The sequence below is a fragment of the Mesorhizobium sp. M4B.F.Ca.ET.089.01.1.1 genome, assembly GCF_004022605.1.
In the GTDB taxonomy this organism is placed as follows: Bacteria; Pseudomonadota; Alphaproteobacteria; order Rhizobiales; family Rhizobiaceae; genus Mesorhizobium; species Mesorhizobium abyssinicae.
Window position 1 is genome coordinate 1 of record NZ_RZOS01000126.1, and the last position, 13,714, is coordinate 13,714.

General features: G+C 63.1%; 25 protein-coding genes. All 25 read left to right on the forward strand.

Features of this window, described 5'->3' with window-relative positions:
- Window positions 1-502, forward strand: a 502-nt coding sequence (gene rplD / locus EN780_RS14410; protein WP_128274412.1) for a 50S ribosomal protein L4, incomplete at its 5' end; no start/stop codon positions are given.
- Window positions 499-792, forward strand: coding sequence for a 50S ribosomal protein L23 (locus EN780_RS14415; RefSeq protein ID WP_126054435.1), 294 nt, complete (start codon window positions 499-501; stop codon window positions 790-792). The genes rplD and EN780_RS14415, both read left to right, overlap by 4 nt.
- Window positions 793-814: 22 nt before the next feature.
- Window positions 815-1,648, forward strand: a complete 834-nt coding sequence (gene rplB, locus EN780_RS14420; RefSeq protein ID WP_126054436.1) for a 50S ribosomal protein L2 — start codon at window positions 815-817, stop codon at window positions 1,646-1,648.
- A gap of 16 nt (window positions 1,649-1,664) precedes the next feature.
- On the forward strand, window positions 1,665-1,943 hold the full coding sequence (rpsS, locus tag EN780_RS14425) for a 30S ribosomal protein S19 (RefSeq protein ID WP_015317982.1): 279 nt from the start codon (window positions 1,665-1,667) through the stop codon (window positions 1,941-1,943).
- 2 nt (window positions 1,944-1,945) lie between these two features.
- A complete protein-coding gene (gene rplV / locus EN780_RS14430) occupies window positions 1,946-2,335 on the forward strand; it encodes a 50S ribosomal protein L22 (RefSeq protein ID WP_006205462.1) in 390 nt (129 codons plus the stop codon).
- A complete protein-coding gene (gene rpsC, locus EN780_RS14435; RefSeq protein ID WP_127286409.1) occupies window positions 2,335-3,066 on the forward strand; it encodes a 30S ribosomal protein S3 in 732 nt (243 codons plus the stop codon). Before rplV ends, rpsC begins: the two co-directional genes overlap by 1 nt.
- 27 nt (window positions 3,067-3,093) lie before the next feature.
- Entirely contained in the window at window positions 3,094-3,507 is a 414-nt protein-coding gene (rplP, locus tag EN780_RS14440) for a 50S ribosomal protein L16 (RefSeq protein WP_126054438.1), read from the forward strand.
- Window positions 3,508-3,520: 13 nt separating this feature from the next.
- Window positions 3,521-3,721: a 50S ribosomal protein L29 gene (gene rpmC, locus EN780_RS14445; RefSeq protein WP_126042433.1), complete on the forward strand. Its 201-nt coding sequence runs from the start codon at window positions 3,521-3,523 to the stop codon at window positions 3,719-3,721.
- Between the two features lie 11 nt (window positions 3,722-3,732).
- Window positions 3,733-3,972 carry a 30S ribosomal protein S17 gene (rpsQ, locus tag EN780_RS14450; protein ID WP_010909280.1) on the forward strand — a complete coding sequence of 80 codons (240 nt, stop codon included), beginning with the start codon at window positions 3,733-3,735 and terminating at the stop codon, window positions 3,970-3,972.
- A 72-nt stretch (window positions 3,973-4,044) separates the two neighbouring features.
- On the forward strand, window positions 4,045-4,413 hold the full coding sequence (gene rplN, locus EN780_RS14455; protein WP_006205457.1) for a 50S ribosomal protein L14: 369 nt from the start codon (window positions 4,045-4,047) through the stop codon (window positions 4,411-4,413).
- Between the two features lie 12 nt (window positions 4,414-4,425).
- Window positions 4,426-4,740, forward strand: coding sequence for a 50S ribosomal protein L24 (gene rplX, locus EN780_RS14460; protein ID WP_127286408.1), 315 nt, complete (start codon window positions 4,426-4,428; stop codon window positions 4,738-4,740).
- Complete coding sequence (gene rplE / locus EN780_RS14465) at window positions 4,733-5,311, forward strand: 50S ribosomal protein L5 (RefSeq protein ID WP_127286407.1); 579 nt, start codon at window positions 4,733-4,735, stop codon at window positions 5,309-5,311. The genes rplX and rplE overlap by 8 nt, the downstream gene beginning before the upstream one ends.
- Before the next feature lie 26 nt (window positions 5,312-5,337).
- Window positions 5,338-5,643 carry a 30S ribosomal protein S14 gene (rpsN, locus tag EN780_RS14470; RefSeq protein ID WP_127286406.1) on the forward strand — a complete coding sequence of 102 codons (306 nt, stop codon included), beginning with the start codon at window positions 5,338-5,340 and terminating at the stop codon, window positions 5,641-5,643.
- Between the two features lie 13 nt (window positions 5,644-5,656).
- Complete coding sequence (gene rpsH / locus EN780_RS14475; RefSeq protein ID WP_126054443.1) at window positions 5,657-6,055, forward strand: 30S ribosomal protein S8; 399 nt, start codon at window positions 5,657-5,659, stop codon at window positions 6,053-6,055.
- Between the two features lie 89 nt (window positions 6,056-6,144).
- Window positions 6,145-6,678, forward strand: coding sequence for a 50S ribosomal protein L6 (rplF, locus tag EN780_RS14480; protein WP_127285250.1), 534 nt, complete (start codon window positions 6,145-6,147; stop codon window positions 6,676-6,678).
- A gap of 87 nt (window positions 6,679-6,765) precedes the next feature.
- Complete coding sequence (gene rplR / locus EN780_RS14485; protein ID WP_127285249.1) at window positions 6,766-7,128, forward strand: 50S ribosomal protein L18; 363 nt, start codon at window positions 6,766-6,768, stop codon at window positions 7,126-7,128.
- 135 nt (window positions 7,129-7,263) lie between these two features.
- Window positions 7,264-7,833 (forward strand): 30S ribosomal protein S5, encoded by a 570-nt coding sequence (rpsE, locus tag EN780_RS14490; RefSeq protein ID WP_127285248.1) that lies wholly within the window; start codon window positions 7,264-7,266, stop codon window positions 7,831-7,833.
- Between the two features lie 25 nt (window positions 7,834-7,858).
- Window positions 7,859-8,056: a 50S ribosomal protein L30 gene (rpmD, locus tag EN780_RS14495; RefSeq protein WP_006205449.1), complete on the forward strand. Its 198-nt coding sequence runs from the start codon at window positions 7,859-7,861 to the stop codon at window positions 8,054-8,056.
- A gap of 22 nt (window positions 8,057-8,078) precedes the next feature.
- Window positions 8,079-8,552 (forward strand): 50S ribosomal protein L15, encoded by a 474-nt coding sequence (rplO, locus tag EN780_RS14500; RefSeq protein ID WP_127285247.1) that lies wholly within the window; start codon window positions 8,079-8,081, stop codon window positions 8,550-8,552.
- A gap of 257 nt (window positions 8,553-8,809) precedes the next feature.
- Window positions 8,810-10,150 carry a preprotein translocase subunit SecY gene (gene secY, locus EN780_RS14505; protein ID WP_127285246.1) on the forward strand — a complete coding sequence of 447 codons (1,341 nt, stop codon included), beginning with the start codon at window positions 8,810-8,812 and terminating at the stop codon, window positions 10,148-10,150.
- Window positions 10,147-10,746 (forward strand): adenylate kinase, encoded by a 600-nt coding sequence (locus EN780_RS14510; protein ID WP_127285245.1) that lies wholly within the window; start codon window positions 10,147-10,149, stop codon window positions 10,744-10,746. The genes secY and EN780_RS14510 overlap by 4 nt, the downstream gene beginning before the upstream one ends.
- A gap of 196 nt (window positions 10,747-10,942) precedes the next feature.
- Window positions 10,943-11,311 (forward strand): 30S ribosomal protein S13, encoded by a 369-nt coding sequence (rpsM, locus tag EN780_RS14515; RefSeq protein ID WP_006205445.1) that lies wholly within the window; start codon window positions 10,943-10,945, stop codon window positions 11,309-11,311.
- A gap of 158 nt (window positions 11,312-11,469) precedes the next feature.
- Window positions 11,470-11,859, forward strand: a complete 390-nt coding sequence (gene rpsK / locus EN780_RS14520) for a 30S ribosomal protein S11 (protein WP_006205444.1) — start codon at window positions 11,470-11,472, stop codon at window positions 11,857-11,859.
- A gap of 102 nt (window positions 11,860-11,961) precedes the next feature.
- Complete coding sequence (locus EN780_RS14525; RefSeq protein WP_006205443.1) at window positions 11,962-12,972, forward strand: DNA-directed RNA polymerase subunit alpha; 1,011 nt, start codon at window positions 11,962-11,964, stop codon at window positions 12,970-12,972.
- A 104-nt stretch (window positions 12,973-13,076) separates the two neighbouring features.
- Window positions 13,077-13,508: a 50S ribosomal protein L17 gene (gene rplQ, locus EN780_RS14530; protein ID WP_127285244.1), complete on the forward strand. Its 432-nt coding sequence runs from the start codon at window positions 13,077-13,079 to the stop codon at window positions 13,506-13,508.
- The last annotated feature ends 206 nt before the right edge of the window (window positions 13,509-13,714 follow it).

Here is a 13,714-nt window from a genome sequence, read left to right on the forward strand (position 1 = left end):
GGCCAAGAAGCAGCAGGGCACGCACAAGGCCAAGGGCCGCGCCGAGATCGCGCGCACCGGCGCCAAGATGTACAAGCAGAAGGGTACGGGCCGCGCCCGTCACCATTCGGCTCGCGCTCCGCAGTTCCGCGGCGGTGGCAAGGCGCACGGCCCGGTCGTGCGCAGCCACGAGCACGACCTGCCGAAGAAGGTACGGGCGCTCGGCCTCAAGCATGCTCTCTCGGCCAAGGCCAAGAGCGCGTCGATCATCATCGTCGACGAGCTGAAGCTGACCGAGGCCAAGACCAAGGCGCTGGTGGCGAATTTCGAGACGCTCGGCCTGACCAACGCCTTGCTGATCGGTGGCGCCGAGCTCGACCAGAACTTCAAGCTGGCGGCGACCAACATTCCGAACATCGACGTGCTGCCCATCCAGGGCATCAACGTCTACGACATTCTGCGCCGCGGCACGCTGGTCCTTTCCAAGGCCGCCGTCGAGGCTCTCGAGGAGCGCTTCAAATGACCGACCTTCGTCACTACGACGTGATCGTCTCGCCGGCGATCACCGAAAAGTCGACCATGGCTTCCGAGCAGAACCAGGTCGTCTTCAACGTCGCCAAGAAGGCGTCGAAGCCGGAAATCAAGGCCGCCGTCGAAGCCCTCTTCGGTGTCAAGGTTACGGCCGTGAACACGCTTGTCCGCAAGGGCAAGATCAAGCGCTTCCGCGGCACGATCGGCCGCCAGGGCGACGTCAAGAAGGCGGTTGTGACGCTGGCCGACGGCCAGTCGATCGACGTCGCGACGGGTCTCTGAGCTAGGCCGCGAGGACAGGACAATGGCACTCAAGAAATTCAACCCGGTAACGCCGAGCACCCGCCAGCTGGTCATCGTCGACCGCTCGGGGCTCTACAAGGGCAAGCCCGTCAAGGGCCTGACCGAAGGCCTGACCAAGTCGGGCGGCCGCAATAATTACGGCCGCATCACGGCCCGCTTCATCGGCGGCGGTCACAAGCGCTCGTACCGCATCATCGACTTCAAGCGGCGCAAGTTCGACGTCGTCGGCACGGTCGAGCGGATCGAGTACGATCCGAACCGCACCGCCTTCATCGCGCTGATCAAGTATGACGATGGCGAGCTGTCCTACATCATCGCCCCGCAGCGCCTTGCTGCCGGCGACAAGATCGTGGCAGGCGAAGCCGTCGACGTGAAGCCGGGCAATGCGATGCCGCTGGCCTCGATGCCGGTCGGCACGATCGTCCACAACATCGAGCTGAAGCCGGGCAAGGGCGGCCAAGTCGCCCGTTCGGCTGGCGGTTACGCCCAGCTCGTCGGCCGCGACCAGGGCATGGCGATCCTGCGCCTCAACTCGGGCGAGCAGCGCGTCGTGCACGGCTCCTGCATGGCGACCGTCGGCGCGGTGTCGAACCCCGACCACGGCAACATCAACGACGGCAAGGCCGGCCGCACGGTGTGGCGCGGCAAGCGCCCGCACAATCGCGGCGTGGCCATGAACCCGGTCGATCACCCGCACGGCGGCGGCGAAGGCCGCACCTCGGGTGGCCGTCATCCGGTTTCGCCCTGGGGCAAGCCGACCAAGGGCAAGAAGACGCGGTCCAACAAGGCGACCGACAAGTTCATCGTGCGCTCGCGCCATCAGCGCAAGAGCTAAGAAGAGGTAACGCCAAGTGACTCGTTCGATTTGGAAAGGCCCCTTCATCGACGGCTACCTTCTCAAGAAGGTGGACAAGGTTCGTGAAGGCGGTCGCAATGAGGTGATCAAGATGTGGAGCCGCCGCTCCACCATCCTGCCGCAGTTCGTCGGCCTCACCTTCGGTGTCTACAACGGCCAGAAGCATGTTCCCGTCTCCGTGAACGAGGACATGGTCGGTCACAAGTTCGGTGAATTCGCTCCGACCCGGACCTATTACGGTCATGGCGCGGATAAGAAGGCGAAGAGGAAATAATCATGGGCAAGGCCAAAGCTCCGCGCAGGCTTGCTGACAACGAAGCGCGCGCCGTTCTGCGCACGATCCGTATCAGCCCGCAGAAGCTGAACCTGGTTGCCGCGCTGATCCGCGGCAAGAAGGTCGCGACAGCGCTTTCCGACCTCGAATTCTCGGCCAAGCGGATTTCCGGCACGGTCAAGAAGACGCTGGAATCGGCGATCGCCAACGCGGAAAACAACCACGACCTCGACGTCGACGCGCTGATCGTGGCGGAAGCCTATGTCGGCAAGTCGATCGTCATGAAGCGGTTCCACGCTCGTGGCCGTGGTCGCGCCAGCCGTATCGAAAAGCCGTTCTCGCACCTCACGATCGTCGTTCGTGAAGTCGAGGAAAAAGGGGAGGCCGCATAATGGGCCAGAAAGTCAATCCGATCGGGCTGCGTCTCGGCATCAACCGCACCTGGGATTCGCGCTGGTTCGCGAACACCGGCGAGTACGGCCAGCTGCTGCATGAGGATATCAAGATCCGCAAGTATCTTGAGAAGGAACTCAAGCAGGCCGCGATCTCCAAGGTCGTGATCGAGCGTCCGCACAAGAAGTGCCGCGTCACCATCCATGCGGCGCGTCCGGGCCTGATCATCGGCAAGAAGGGCGCCGACATCGAGAAGCTTCGCAAGAAGCTGATGGAGATGACGAAGTCCGAGACGCACCTCAACATCGTCGAGGTGCGCAAGCCGGAGATCGACGCCACGCTGGTCGCGCAGTCGATCGCGCAGCAGCTCGAGCGCCGCATCGCGTTCCGCCGCGCCATGAAGCGCGCCGTGCAGTCGGCGATGCGTCTCGGCGCCGAGGGCATCCGCATCAACTGCTCGGGCCGTCTGGGCGGCGCCGAAATCGCCCGCATGGAATGGTACCGCGAAGGCCGCGTGCCGCTGCATACGCTGCGCGCCGACGTCGACTACGGCACCGCCGAGGCGAACACCGCCTACGGTATCTGCGGCGTCAAGGTCTGGGTGTTCAAGGGCGAGATCCTCGAGCACGACCCGATGGCTTCGGAACGCCGCGCGACCGAGGGCGATCATGCGCATGGCGGTGCCGCCGGTGGCGAGCGCGAACGCGGCCGCCGTCGCGAAAACGCCTGAGACATTTGAGAATTTGGAGTTAGAACGATGCTGCAGCCAAAGCGCACAAAGTTCCGTAAGCAGTTCAAGGGCCGTATCCACGGTACCGCCAAGGGCGGCACCAACCTGGATTTCGGCGGTTTCGGGCTGAAGGCGCTTGAGCCGAACCGCGTCACCGCGCGCGAGATCGAGGCGGCCCGCCGCGCGATCACCCGCGAGATGAAGCGCGCCGGCCGCGTCTGGATCCGGGTGTTCCCGGATCTGCCGGTCACCTCGAAGCCGACCGAAGTGCGCATGGGTAAGGGCAAGGGCGCCGTCGACTATTGGGCGGCGCGCGTCAAGCCTGGCCGCATCATGTTCGAGATCGACGGCGTCAGCGAAGAGACGGCGCGCGAGGCGCTGCGTCTCGGCGCTGCCAAGCTCTCGGTCAGGACGCGCTTCGTACAGCGCATCGCAGAATAAGGACGGGCCGATCATGAAAGCCGAAGACATCCGGACCAAGACCCAGGACCAGCTGACCGACGACCTGGCCAGCCTGAAGAAGGAGCAGTTCAACCTGCGCTTCCAGAAGGCCACCGGTCAGCTCGAGAAGACCGCACGCGTGAAGCAGGTCCGCAGGGACATCGCGCGCATCAAGACCATCGCCGCGGAAAAGTCCGCGGCCAAGAAGGCTTAAGGACGAAAACCATGCCAAAGCGCATTCTGCAGGGCACCGTCGTCAGCGACAAGAACGAGAAAACGGTTGTCGTCAAGGTCGAACGGCGCTTCACGCATCCCGTGATGAAGAAGACCGTGCGCATGACCAAGAAGTACAAGGCGCACGACGAGAACAACGCCCACAAGGTCGGCGACCAGGTGTTCATCCAGGAATCGAAGCCGATTTCCAAGGACAAGCGCTGGATCGTCGTGTCTTCGGACCAGGCGTAAACAAACGAATTTTGGACAGACCGGGGAGGGGCTTCGAGCCCGTCCCGTTAGAAAAGAAGAAGGCGGCCAGTCATGATTCAGATGCAAACAAACCTCGACGTCGCGGATAATTCCGGCGCCCGTCGTGTCATGTGCATCAAGGTGCTGGGCGGCTCGAAGCGGAAATACGCTTCCGTCGGCGACATCATCGTGGTGTCGATCAAGGAAGCCATTCCGCGCGGCCGCGTGAAGAAGGGCGATGTGATGAAGGCGGTCGTGGTTCGCACGGCCAAGGACATCCGCCGCCCGGACGGCAGCGTGATCCGTTTCGACAAGAACGCGGCCGTTCTCGTCGACAACAAGAAAGAGCCGATCGGCACGCGTATCTTCGGACCGGTTCCGCGCGAACTCCGCGCCAAGAACCACATGAAGATCATCTCGCTCGCGCCAGAAGTGCTGTAAGGAGCCGGACCAATGCAGAAGATTAGAAAAGGCGACAAGGTCGTCGTGCTGGCCGGCAAGGACAAGGGCCGTTCGGGCGAAGTCCTCTCGGTGCAGCCGAAGGACGACACCGCGCTGGTGCGTGGCGTCAACATGATCCGTCGTCACCAGAAGCAGTCCCAGTCCCAAGAGGGCGGGATCATCACCAAGGAAGCGCCGATCAACCTGTCGAACATCGCGCTGGCCGACCCCAAGGATGGCAAGCCGACCCGCGTCGGTTTCATCTTCCAGAAGGACGGCAAGAAAGTGCGCGTCGCCAAGCGCTCGGGAGAAGTCATCAATGGCTAAGGCTGAAACCAAGCAGGCGACTGCCAAAAACGAGCCGCGCCTCAAGAAGGTCTACAACGAGACCATCCGCAAGGCGCTGCAGGAGCAGTTCGGCTACGACAACGACATGCAGGTTCCGCGCCTCGACAAGATCGTGCTGAACATGGGCGTTGGCGAGGCGACCGGCGATTCGAAGAAGCCTTCGGTCGCCGCCGAAGACCTGGCGCTGATCGCCGGCCAGAAGGCCGTCGTCACCCGCGCCCGCAACTCGATCGCCGGCTTCAAGGTGCGCGAGAACATGCCGATCGGCGCCAAGGTCACGCTGCGCAAGGAACGCATGTACGAGTTCCTCGACCGCCTCGTGAACATCGCGCTGCCGCGCGTCCGCGACTTCCGCGGGCTGAACCCGAAGAGCTTTGACGGCCGTGGCAACTACGCCATGGGCATCAAGGAACACATCGTGTTCCCGGAGATCAACTACGACAAGGTTGATCAGGTCTGGGGCATGGACGTCATCGTTTGTACGACGGCGAAGACGGACGACGAAGCCAGGGCTCTGCTCAAGGCTTTCAACTTCCCCTTCCGCCAGTAACGGCAGCGAAAAAGGAAAAATCTGAAATGGCAAAGACCAGCTCAGTCGAGAAGAACAACAGGCGCCGGAAGCTTGCGGACCAGTATGCCGCCAAGCGTAACGCGCTGAAGGCCATCGTCATGGATCAGTCCAAGCCGATGGAAGAGCGTTTCCGCGCCCAGTTGAAGCTGTCGGCACTGCCGCGCAACTCGGCCAAGATCCGCATCCGCAACCGCTGCGAAGTCACCGGCCGTCCGCGCGCCTACTATCGCAAGCTCAAGGTTTCGCGTATCGCGCTTCGCGATCTTGGCAACAACGGCCAGATCCCAGGCCTGGTCAAGTCGAGCTGGTAAGGAGGACACTGAGATGTCATTGAGCGATCCTCTCGGCGATATGCTGACCCGCATCCGCAACGCCTATGGCCGCAAGAAGTCGAGCGTCTCGACTCCGGCCTCGCGTCTGCGCACCCGCGTCCTCGACGTGCTGAAGGCTGAAGGCTATATCCGCGACTACAGCCAGACCGACTTCGAGAACGGCAAGTCCGAAATCGAAATCGAGCTGAAGTATTTCGACGGCGCGCCGGTCGTGCGCGAAATCGCCCGCGTCTCGAAGCCGGGCCGCCGCGTCTATGTCTCGGCCAAGTCGATCCCGCAGGTCGCCAACGGCCTCGGCATCGCCATCCTTTCGACGCCGAAGGGCGTGATGGCCGACCACGAAGCGCGCGAGCAGAATGTCGGCGGTGAAATCCTCTGCCAGATCTTCTGATCCGGCGCGTGAGATCGAAAGCGGTATCCGGTTTTCGGGAACGCTCGAAAACTGGAACCTGAACCAAGAGAAGTGACGAGGACAACAAAATGTCTCGTATTGGAAAGAAACCCGTTTCGCTGCCGCAGGGCGTGACCGCGACCGTCAACGGCCAGACCGTGACGGCGAAGGGCCCCAAGGGCGAGCTGAAGTTCGTGGTCAACGACGAAGTGCTGGTCAAGCTGGAAGGCACCGAGATCGCCGTTCAGCCGCGCGACCAGACCAAGACCGCCCGCGCCAAGTGGGGCATGTCGCGCACGCAGATCGTCAACATCCTGCAGGGTGTCAAGGACGGCTTCGAGAAGCGGCTCGAGATCACCGGCGTCGGCTATCGCGCCGCCATGCAGGGCAAGAACCTGCAGCTGGCGCTCGGCTTCAGCCATGACGTGATCTACGAGACCCCGCAGGGCATCACGATCACGGTGCCGAAGCCGACGGAAATCACGGTCACCGGCATCGACAAGCAGCAGGTCGGCCAGGTTGCCGCCGAGATCCGCGAGTATCGCGGCCCCGAGCCCTACAAGGGCAAGGGCGTGCGCTACGCCGGCGAGAAGATCGTCCGCAAGGAAGGCAAGAAGAAGTAAGACTGCAACGCCGCGGGGAGCGGCCGCGGGAGGCTTGGCCTACCGCACAGGGTTGCCCCCGTCTACTGAAGGCAAGGAACTGACATTATGGCTAGCCCGAAAGAAACCACCCAACGCCGTGCGCAGCGCGTGCGCCGTCAGCTCAAGAAGGTCGCCGGCGAGCGTCCGCGGCTGTCGGTCCACCGCACCTCGAAGAACATCTACGTCCAGGTCATCGACGATGCTCAGGGCCGCACCCTGGCCGCCGCCTCGACGCTGGAGAAGGACCTCAAGGGTTCGCTCAAGACGGGCGCCGACACCGCTGCCGCTGCCGCGGTCGGCAAGCTGATCGCCGAGCGCGCTTCGAAGGCCGGCGTCAAGGAAGTCGTCTTCGATCGCGGCCCGTACATCTATCACGGCCGCGTCAAGGCGCTGGCCGACGCTGCCAGAGAAGGTGGCCTGAGCTTCTAAGCTTGGTCCCGAAAAGTTGCAGACTTTTCGGATAGGATCATGCAAGGAAGAAAATGATTTTTCACCGCCGGCGACCCAAAAGTGGCGCCGGCATTTCAGCAACCCGTGCTTCCGGAAAAGAACAAGGAACAGGATATGGCACAGGAACGTAGGGAAGGCGGCCGCGGCCGCGAGCGTGATCGCGAAGAGCGCGATGACGGCATGGTGGACAAGCTCGTCCACATCAACCGCGTCGCCAAGGTGGTTAAGGGCGGCCGGCGTTTCGGCTTCGCCGCTCTCGTCGTCGTCGGCGACCAGAAGGGCCGCGTCGGCTTCGGCCACGGCAAGGCACGCGAAGTGCCGGAAGCGATCCGCAAGGCGACCGAGTCGGCCAAGCGCGACATGATCTTCGTGCCGCTGCGCTCGGGCCGCACGCTGCATCACGACGTCGAGGGCCGCTGGGGCGCCGGACGCGTTCTGCTGCGCGCCGCCAAGCAGGGTACCGGCATCATCGCCGGCGGCCCGATGCGCGCCGTCTTCGAGACGCTCGGCATGCATGACGTGGTCGCCAAGTCGATGGGTTCGTCGAACCCGTACAACATGGTTCGCGCCACCTTCGACGCGCTGAAGAGCCAGATGCATCCGAAGGATGTGGCTGCCGCGCGCGGCATCAAGTACTCGACCCTTCAGGCCCGCCGCGGCAATGCCGTTGCGGCTGAAGAATAGTCGACGCTGACCAGGGATCCAGACCATGGCCAAGAAAGCTACCAAGACCATCACCGTCGAGCAGATCGGCTCGCCGATCCGTCGGCCGAAGGAGCAGCGCGCGACGCTGGTCGGCCTCGGCCTCAACAAGATGCACAAGCAGCGCACGCTGGAAGACACGCCCTCCGTGCGCGGCATGATCGCTGCCGTCCAGCATCTCGTCCGCGTCGTGGACGAGGGCTGAGCACAAGCGCAGGAGAGCGAAGATGAAACTCAACGATCTGCGTGACAAGGACGGCGCCACGCACTCCAAGAAGCGCCTGGGCCGCGGTATCGGCTCCGGCTCGGGCAAGACCGCCGGTCGCGGCGTCAAGGGCCAGAAGGCGCGCTCCGGTGTCGCCATCAACGGCTTCGAGGGTGGCCAGATGCCGCTCTACCGGCGCCTGCCGAAGCGCGGCTTCAACAACCTGTTCGGCAAGAGCTTCACGGTCGTGTCGCTGGCCCGCATCCAGGCCGCGGTCGACGCCAAGAAGCTCGACGCCAAGGCAACGGTGACGGCCGAGGCGCTGGTCGCGGCGGGCGTCATCCGTCGCGTCAAGGACGGCGTGCGCGTGCTCTCCGACGGCGAGCTCAAGGCGAAGCTCGCCTTCGACGTGGCGGGCGCCTCCAAGGCCGCCATCGAGAAGATCGAGAAGGCCGGCGGTTCGGTGAAGGTGCCGGAAAAGGCCGCCGCCGAGTAACGGCGATTTGAAGCGCGGTCGGCAAGAGCGGACTTCGTTTTTGCTCCCGATCGCGCTTTGATCTGATCAATATGGCGGCCGCGTCAACGCGGCCGCTTGCATGTTTACGGTCCGGAGCTTATCTCGTGAGCTTCGGTGACACGCGCCGCCTGAGCTGCGGGCATCGAGCGTGACATAGCAATCAAAGAAGTAGAGCATGATGTCGTCCGAAAACCGCTCCACACTTTTCGGCATCATGCTCTAGCGGAGAATCAGGCATGGCTTCGGCTGCTGAACAACTAGCCTCGAATCTGAATTTTTCGGCTTTCGCCAAGGCCGAGGACCTGAAGAAACGCATCTGGTTCACCATCGGCGCGCTGCTCGTCTATCGGCTCGGCACCTATATCCCGCTGCCCGGCATCAATCCGGACGCTTTTGCCCAGGCCTTCTCCTCGCAGAGCAAGGGCGTGCTCGGCATGTTCAACATGTTCGCCGGCGGCGCCGTGCAGCGCATGGCGATCTTCGCGCTCGGCATCATGCCATACATCTCCGCCTCCATCATCATGCAGCTGATGACCTCGGTCATCCCGTCGCTGGAAGCGCTGAAGAAGGAAGGCGAGCAGGGCCGCAAGATTATCAACCAGTACACGCGCTACGGCACCGTGCTTTTGGCGCTGGTGCAGGCCTATGGCATCTCCGTCGGGCTGGAAGGCGGCAACGGCATCGTCAACGATCCCGGCATGTTCTTCCGCATCTCGACCGTGGTGACGCTGGTCGGCGGCACGATGTTCCTGATGTGGCTCGGCGAGCAGATCACCGCGCGCGGCATCGGCAACGGCATTTCGCTGATCATCTTCTCCGGCATCGTCGCCGGCCTGCCGCGCGCCATCTCCGGCACGCTGGAACTCGGCCGTACCGGCGCGCTGTCGACCGGCCTGATCCTGGCGATCATCGTTTTGGCCATCGTCGTCATTGCGCTCATCGTGTTCTTCGAGCGGGCGCAGCGCCGCCTGCTGATCCAGTACCCGAAGCGCCAGGTCGGCAACCGCATGTTCCAGGGCGATACCTCGCACCTGCCGCTAAAGCTCAACACGTCGGGCGTCATCCCGCCGATCTTCGCGTCGTCGCTGTTGCTCCTGCCGGCAACGGTCGCCGGCTTCTCGCAGACGACCAACATGCCCGCCTGGGCGAGCACGATCCTTGCCTCGCTCGGCCACGGCCAGCCGCTCTACATGGCGTTCTACGCGGCGATGATCGTGTTCTTCGCCTTCTTCTACACGGCGATCGTCTTCAACCCCAAGGACACCGCCGACCAGCTCAAGAAGCATTCCGGCTTCATTCCGGGCTACCGCCCGGGCGAGCGCACCGCCGATTACATCGACTATGTTCTCACGCGCATCACCGTCATCGGCGCCATCTACCTGGTGCTGGTGTGCCTGCTGCCCGAATTCCTGATTTCAGCGACTGGCGTACCATTCTACCTTGGTGGCACATCGCTTCTGATCGTGGTCAGTGTAACGCTCGATACGGTGGCGCAGATCCAGGGTCACCTGATCGCGCACCAGTATGAGGGCCTGATCAAGAAGTCGAAGTTGCGCGGGGGGAAGAGGACCAGATGAGGCTGATATTGCTTGGACCGCCGGGGGCGGGCAAGGGGACGCAAGCGCAAAGACTGGTAGAGAAATACCGCATACCGCAGCTCTCGACCGGCGACATGCTGCGTGCGGCCGTGCAGGCCGGCACGGAAGTGGGCAAGCGGGCCAAGGCGGTGATGGATGCCGGCGAACTGGTGTCGGACGCCATCGTCAACGCCATCGTGGCCGAGCGCATCGACCAGGCCGACTGCGCAAACGGCTTCATCCTTGACGGTTACCCGCGCACGCTGGTTCAGGCCGATGCGGTTGAATCGATGCTCGCCGACCGTGGCCTCCATCTCGATGCCGTCATCGAACTCGTGGTCGACGACAAGGCGCTGGTTGGACGAATCGTCAAGCGCGCCGAGGATGCCAAGGCCGCCGGCCAGCCGGTGCGCAAGGACGACAATCCGGCTGTGTTCGAGGAGCGCCTGCGGGAGTACTACAAGAAGACCGCGCCGCTGATCGGCTACTATTACGCCAAGGGCAGGCTGAAGAGCGTCGACGGCATGGCCGACATAGACGCGGTGACGCGCGAGATCGAAACGGTGCTCAAATCCGTCACCCAGGCGGCGGCATAGAGAAAACAGACGATTGCGCTTGACTGTAGCGGTCCGCTGGGGTATGGCGGCCCGTCTTCCATCAGGCATAGGCTTTGCTTGTCCGCAAGGGCAAGGCAGCCGCTTTGAACTGGAAACTCCCGCAAGGGCCGGCCTCCACCGGACGCGGGGCAACTTGAAGCGCCGGCGTGTCCGGCCCATATGGAGATGAGAGAAGATGGCTCGTATAGCCGGCGTCAACATTCCGACCAACAAGCGCGTCGTTATTGCGCTTCAGTACATTCACGGCATTGGCAAGAAGTTCGCCCAGGAGATCGTCGACAAGGTCGGCATCCCGGCCGAGCGCCGCGTCAACCAGCTGACCGACGCGGAAGTGCTGCAGATCCGCGAGACGATCGACCGCGACTACCAGGTCGAAGGCGACCTGCGCCGCGAAGTGTCGATGAACATCAAGCGGCTCATGGACCTCGGCTGCTACCGCGGCCTGCGTCACCGCCGCTCGCTGCCGGTCCGCGGCCAGCGCACGCACACCAATGCGCGCACCCGCAAGGGCCCGGCGAAGTCGATCGCCGGCAAGAAGAAGTAATTAGGGGAATAAGGGAGTAGGGGAGTAAGGCAGTAGGGAATAGTCCGAAAATCGGATCATTTGTTTCCCTACTCCCTTACTTCCCTATTCCCCTACTCCCTTACCAAGGTGGAGCCGCTGGCATTACGGCGGTGTAGAGATCAACTGAAAGGACTACCATGGCCAAGGAAGCCGCTCGTGTTCGCCGTCGCGAACGCAAGAATATCTCGTCGGGCGTTGCCCACGTCAATTCGACCTTCAACAATACGATGATCACCATCACCGACGCGCAGGGCAATTCGATCGCCTGGTCGTCGGCCGGCGCCCAGGGCTTCAAGGGTTCGCGCAAGTCGACCCCGTTCGCCGCCCAGATGGCCGCCGAGGACGTCGCCAAGAAGGCGCAGGAACACGGCATGCGCATGCTTGAGGTCGAGGTCTGCGGGCCCGGCTCGGGTCGTGAATCGGCGCTGCGCGCGCTGCAGGCCGCCGGCTTCACCATCACCTCGATCCGTGACGTGACGCCGATCCCGCACAATGGCTGCCGCCCGCGCAAGAAGCGCCGCGTCTAAGGAACTATCGAACGCCGCGCGAACGCCAAAAAGCGTTCCTCCGCGGCATTCCAGGTCGCCCGCCACGATTGGATGGTGGCGGGGCAACGGAAGGAAAGCATCATGATCCAGAAAAACTGGCAGGAACTGATCAAGCCGAACAAGATCGAGTTCTCGTCGAAGAAGAAGACGCTGACCACGCTGGTCGCCGAGCCGCTCGAGCGCGGCTTCGGCCTCACGCTGGGCAACGCGCTGCGGCGCGTGCTTCTGTCTTCGCTGCGCGGCGCGGCCGTCACCGCGGTGCAGATCGACGGCGTCCTGCATGAATTCTCGTCCATCGCCGGCGTGCGCGAGGACGTGACCGATATCGTGCTCAACATCAAGGAAATCGCCATCCGTATGGAAGGCGACGGCCCGAAGCGCATGGTCGTTCGCAAGCAGGGCCCGGGCGCCGTGCTGGCCGGCGACATCCAGACGGTCGGCGACGTCGAGATCCTCAACCCCGACCACGTCATCTGCACGCTGGACGAGGGCGCCGAGATCCGCATGGAGTTCACCGTCGACACTGGCAAGGGCTATGTGCCGGCCGAGCGCAACCGCGCCGAGGACGCGCCGATCGGCCTGATCCCGGTCGACAGCCTCTACTCGCCGGTCAAGAAGGTCTCTTACAAGGTCGAGAACACCCGTGAGGGCCAGGTCCTCGACTATGACAAGCTGACCATGACCATTGAGACCGACGGCTCGATCTCGGGCGAGGACGCGGTGGCTTTCGCCGCCCGCATCCTGCAGGACCAGCTCGGCCTGTTCGTCAACTTCGACGAGCCGCAGAAGGAAGTGGCCGCCGAAGCCGTCACCGAGCTCGCCTTCAACCCGGCGCTGCTCAAGAAGGTCGACGAGCTGGAACTCTCGGTGCGTTCGGCCAACTGCCTGAAGAACGACAACATCGTCTATATCGGCGACCTGATCCAGAAGACCGAAGCCGAGATGCTGCGCACCCCGAACTTCGGCCGCAAGTCGCTGAACGAGATCAAGGAAGTCTTGGCGGCGATGGGCCTGCACCTCGGCATGGAAGTGCCGGACTGGCCGCCGGAAAACATCGAAGACCTCGCAAAGCGTTACGAAGACCAATATTGAGCATGAATTCCAAGGATCGGCGGCGTGAGCCGCCAGATCCGACGGTCATGCGGAAAACCATCAGAGGCCGTGGCCTCTTGAACAACTGAAGAAGGAAAAGAGCCATGCGCCACGGTTTCAAAGGCCGTCGTTTCGCCCGCAGCGTAAGCCACCGCAAGTCGATGTTCGCCAACCTCGCCGTCTCGCTGCTCGAGCACGAGCAGATCGTCACCACCCTGCCGAAGGCTAAGGACCTGCGTCCGATCGTCGAGAAGCTGGTGACGCTCGGCAAGCGCGGCGATCTGCATGCGCGCCGTCAGGTGATCGCCCAGATCGGCAATGAGGGCGTCGTCAAGCGCCTGTTCGAGACGATCGCGCCGCGCTACGCCTCCCGCAACGGCGGCTACCTGCGCATCATGAAGGCGGGCTTCCGTCACGGCGACAATGCCGCGATGGCGGTCATCGAGTTCGTCGACCGCGACACCTCGGCCAAGGGCGCCGGCGACCGCGCCCGCATCGAAGCCGAAGGTACCGAAGAGGAAGTCGCGGCCGCCTGAGGCTGGGCTTTTCGCAAGTGTTCAAAGGGGCCCTGTGGGCCCCTTTTTACATTCTGAAATCGGCGCTTGGCGTTTCCGACAATTTCGTCGGCCGACGCCCGTGCTTTTGCGCGACAATTATCGGATTTCGGTGCATTAGCCTTTCATTCTGCACAATCGTCGGGACAATGGCGCCCGATTTGGAGGATTCGGAATGCGCATGAAAC

Excerpts from the sequence above, each read along its gene's own strand:
- rplV (WP_006205462.1), top strand. The coding sequence starts at position 1,946 with ATGGGCAAGGCCAAAGCTCCGCGCAGGCTTGCTGACAACGAAGCGCGC.
- rplR (WP_127285249.1), top strand. The coding sequence starts at position 6,766 with ATGGCTAGCCCGAAAGAAACCACCCAACGCCGTGCGCAGCGCGTGCGC.
- rplE (WP_127286407.1), top strand. The coding sequence starts at position 4,733 with ATGGCTAAGGCTGAAACCAAGCAGGCGACTGCCAAAAACGAGCCGCGC.
- rplX (WP_127286408.1), top strand. The coding sequence starts at position 4,426 with ATGCAGAAGATTAGAAAAGGCGACAAGGTCGTCGTGCTGGCCGGCAAG.
- secY (WP_127285246.1), top strand. The coding sequence starts at position 8,810 with ATGGCTTCGGCTGCTGAACAACTAGCCTCGAATCTGAATTTTTCGGCT.
- rpmC (WP_126042433.1), top strand. The coding sequence starts at position 3,521 with ATGAAAGCCGAAGACATCCGGACCAAGACCCAGGACCAGCTGACCGAC.
- EN780_RS14510 (WP_127285245.1), top strand. The coding sequence starts at position 10,147 with ATGAGGCTGATATTGCTTGGACCGCCGGGGGCGGGCAAGGGGACGCAA.
- rplN (WP_006205457.1), top strand. The coding sequence starts at position 4,045 with ATGATTCAGATGCAAACAAACCTCGACGTCGCGGATAATTCCGGCGCC.
- rpsC (WP_127286409.1), top strand. The coding sequence starts at position 2,335 with ATGGGCCAGAAAGTCAATCCGATCGGGCTGCGTCTCGGCATCAACCGC.
- rplQ (WP_127285244.1), top strand. The coding sequence starts at position 13,077 with ATGCGCCACGGTTTCAAAGGCCGTCGTTTCGCCCGCAGCGTAAGCCAC.
- rpsN (WP_127286406.1), top strand. The coding sequence starts at position 5,338 with ATGGCAAAGACCAGCTCAGTCGAGAAGAACAACAGGCGCCGGAAGCTT.
- rpsQ (WP_010909280.1), top strand. The coding sequence starts at position 3,733 with ATGCCAAAGCGCATTCTGCAGGGCACCGTCGTCAGCGACAAGAACGAG.
- rpsK (WP_006205444.1), top strand. The coding sequence starts at position 11,470 with ATGGCCAAGGAAGCCGCTCGTGTTCGCCGTCGCGAACGCAAGAATATC.
- rplO (WP_127285247.1), top strand. The coding sequence starts at position 8,079 with ATGAAACTCAACGATCTGCGTGACAAGGACGGCGCCACGCACTCCAAG.
- rpsH (WP_126054443.1), top strand. The coding sequence starts at position 5,657 with ATGTCATTGAGCGATCCTCTCGGCGATATGCTGACCCGCATCCGCAAC.
- EN780_RS14525 (WP_006205443.1), top strand. The coding sequence starts at position 11,962 with ATGATCCAGAAAAACTGGCAGGAACTGATCAAGCCGAACAAGATCGAG.
- EN780_RS14415 (WP_126054435.1), top strand. The coding sequence starts at position 499 with ATGACCGACCTTCGTCACTACGACGTGATCGTCTCGCCGGCGATCACC.
- rpsM (WP_006205445.1), top strand. The coding sequence starts at position 10,943 with ATGGCTCGTATAGCCGGCGTCAACATTCCGACCAACAAGCGCGTCGTT.
- rplF (WP_127285250.1), top strand. The coding sequence starts at position 6,145 with ATGTCTCGTATTGGAAAGAAACCCGTTTCGCTGCCGCAGGGCGTGACC.
- rplB (WP_126054436.1), top strand. The coding sequence starts at position 815 with ATGGCACTCAAGAAATTCAACCCGGTAACGCCGAGCACCCGCCAGCTG.
- rpsE (WP_127285248.1), top strand. The coding sequence starts at position 7,264 with ATGGCACAGGAACGTAGGGAAGGCGGCCGCGGCCGCGAGCGTGATCGC.
- rplP (WP_126054438.1), top strand. The coding sequence starts at position 3,094 with ATGCTGCAGCCAAAGCGCACAAAGTTCCGTAAGCAGTTCAAGGGCCGT.
- rpmD (WP_006205449.1), top strand. The coding sequence starts at position 7,859 with ATGGCCAAGAAAGCTACCAAGACCATCACCGTCGAGCAGATCGGCTCG.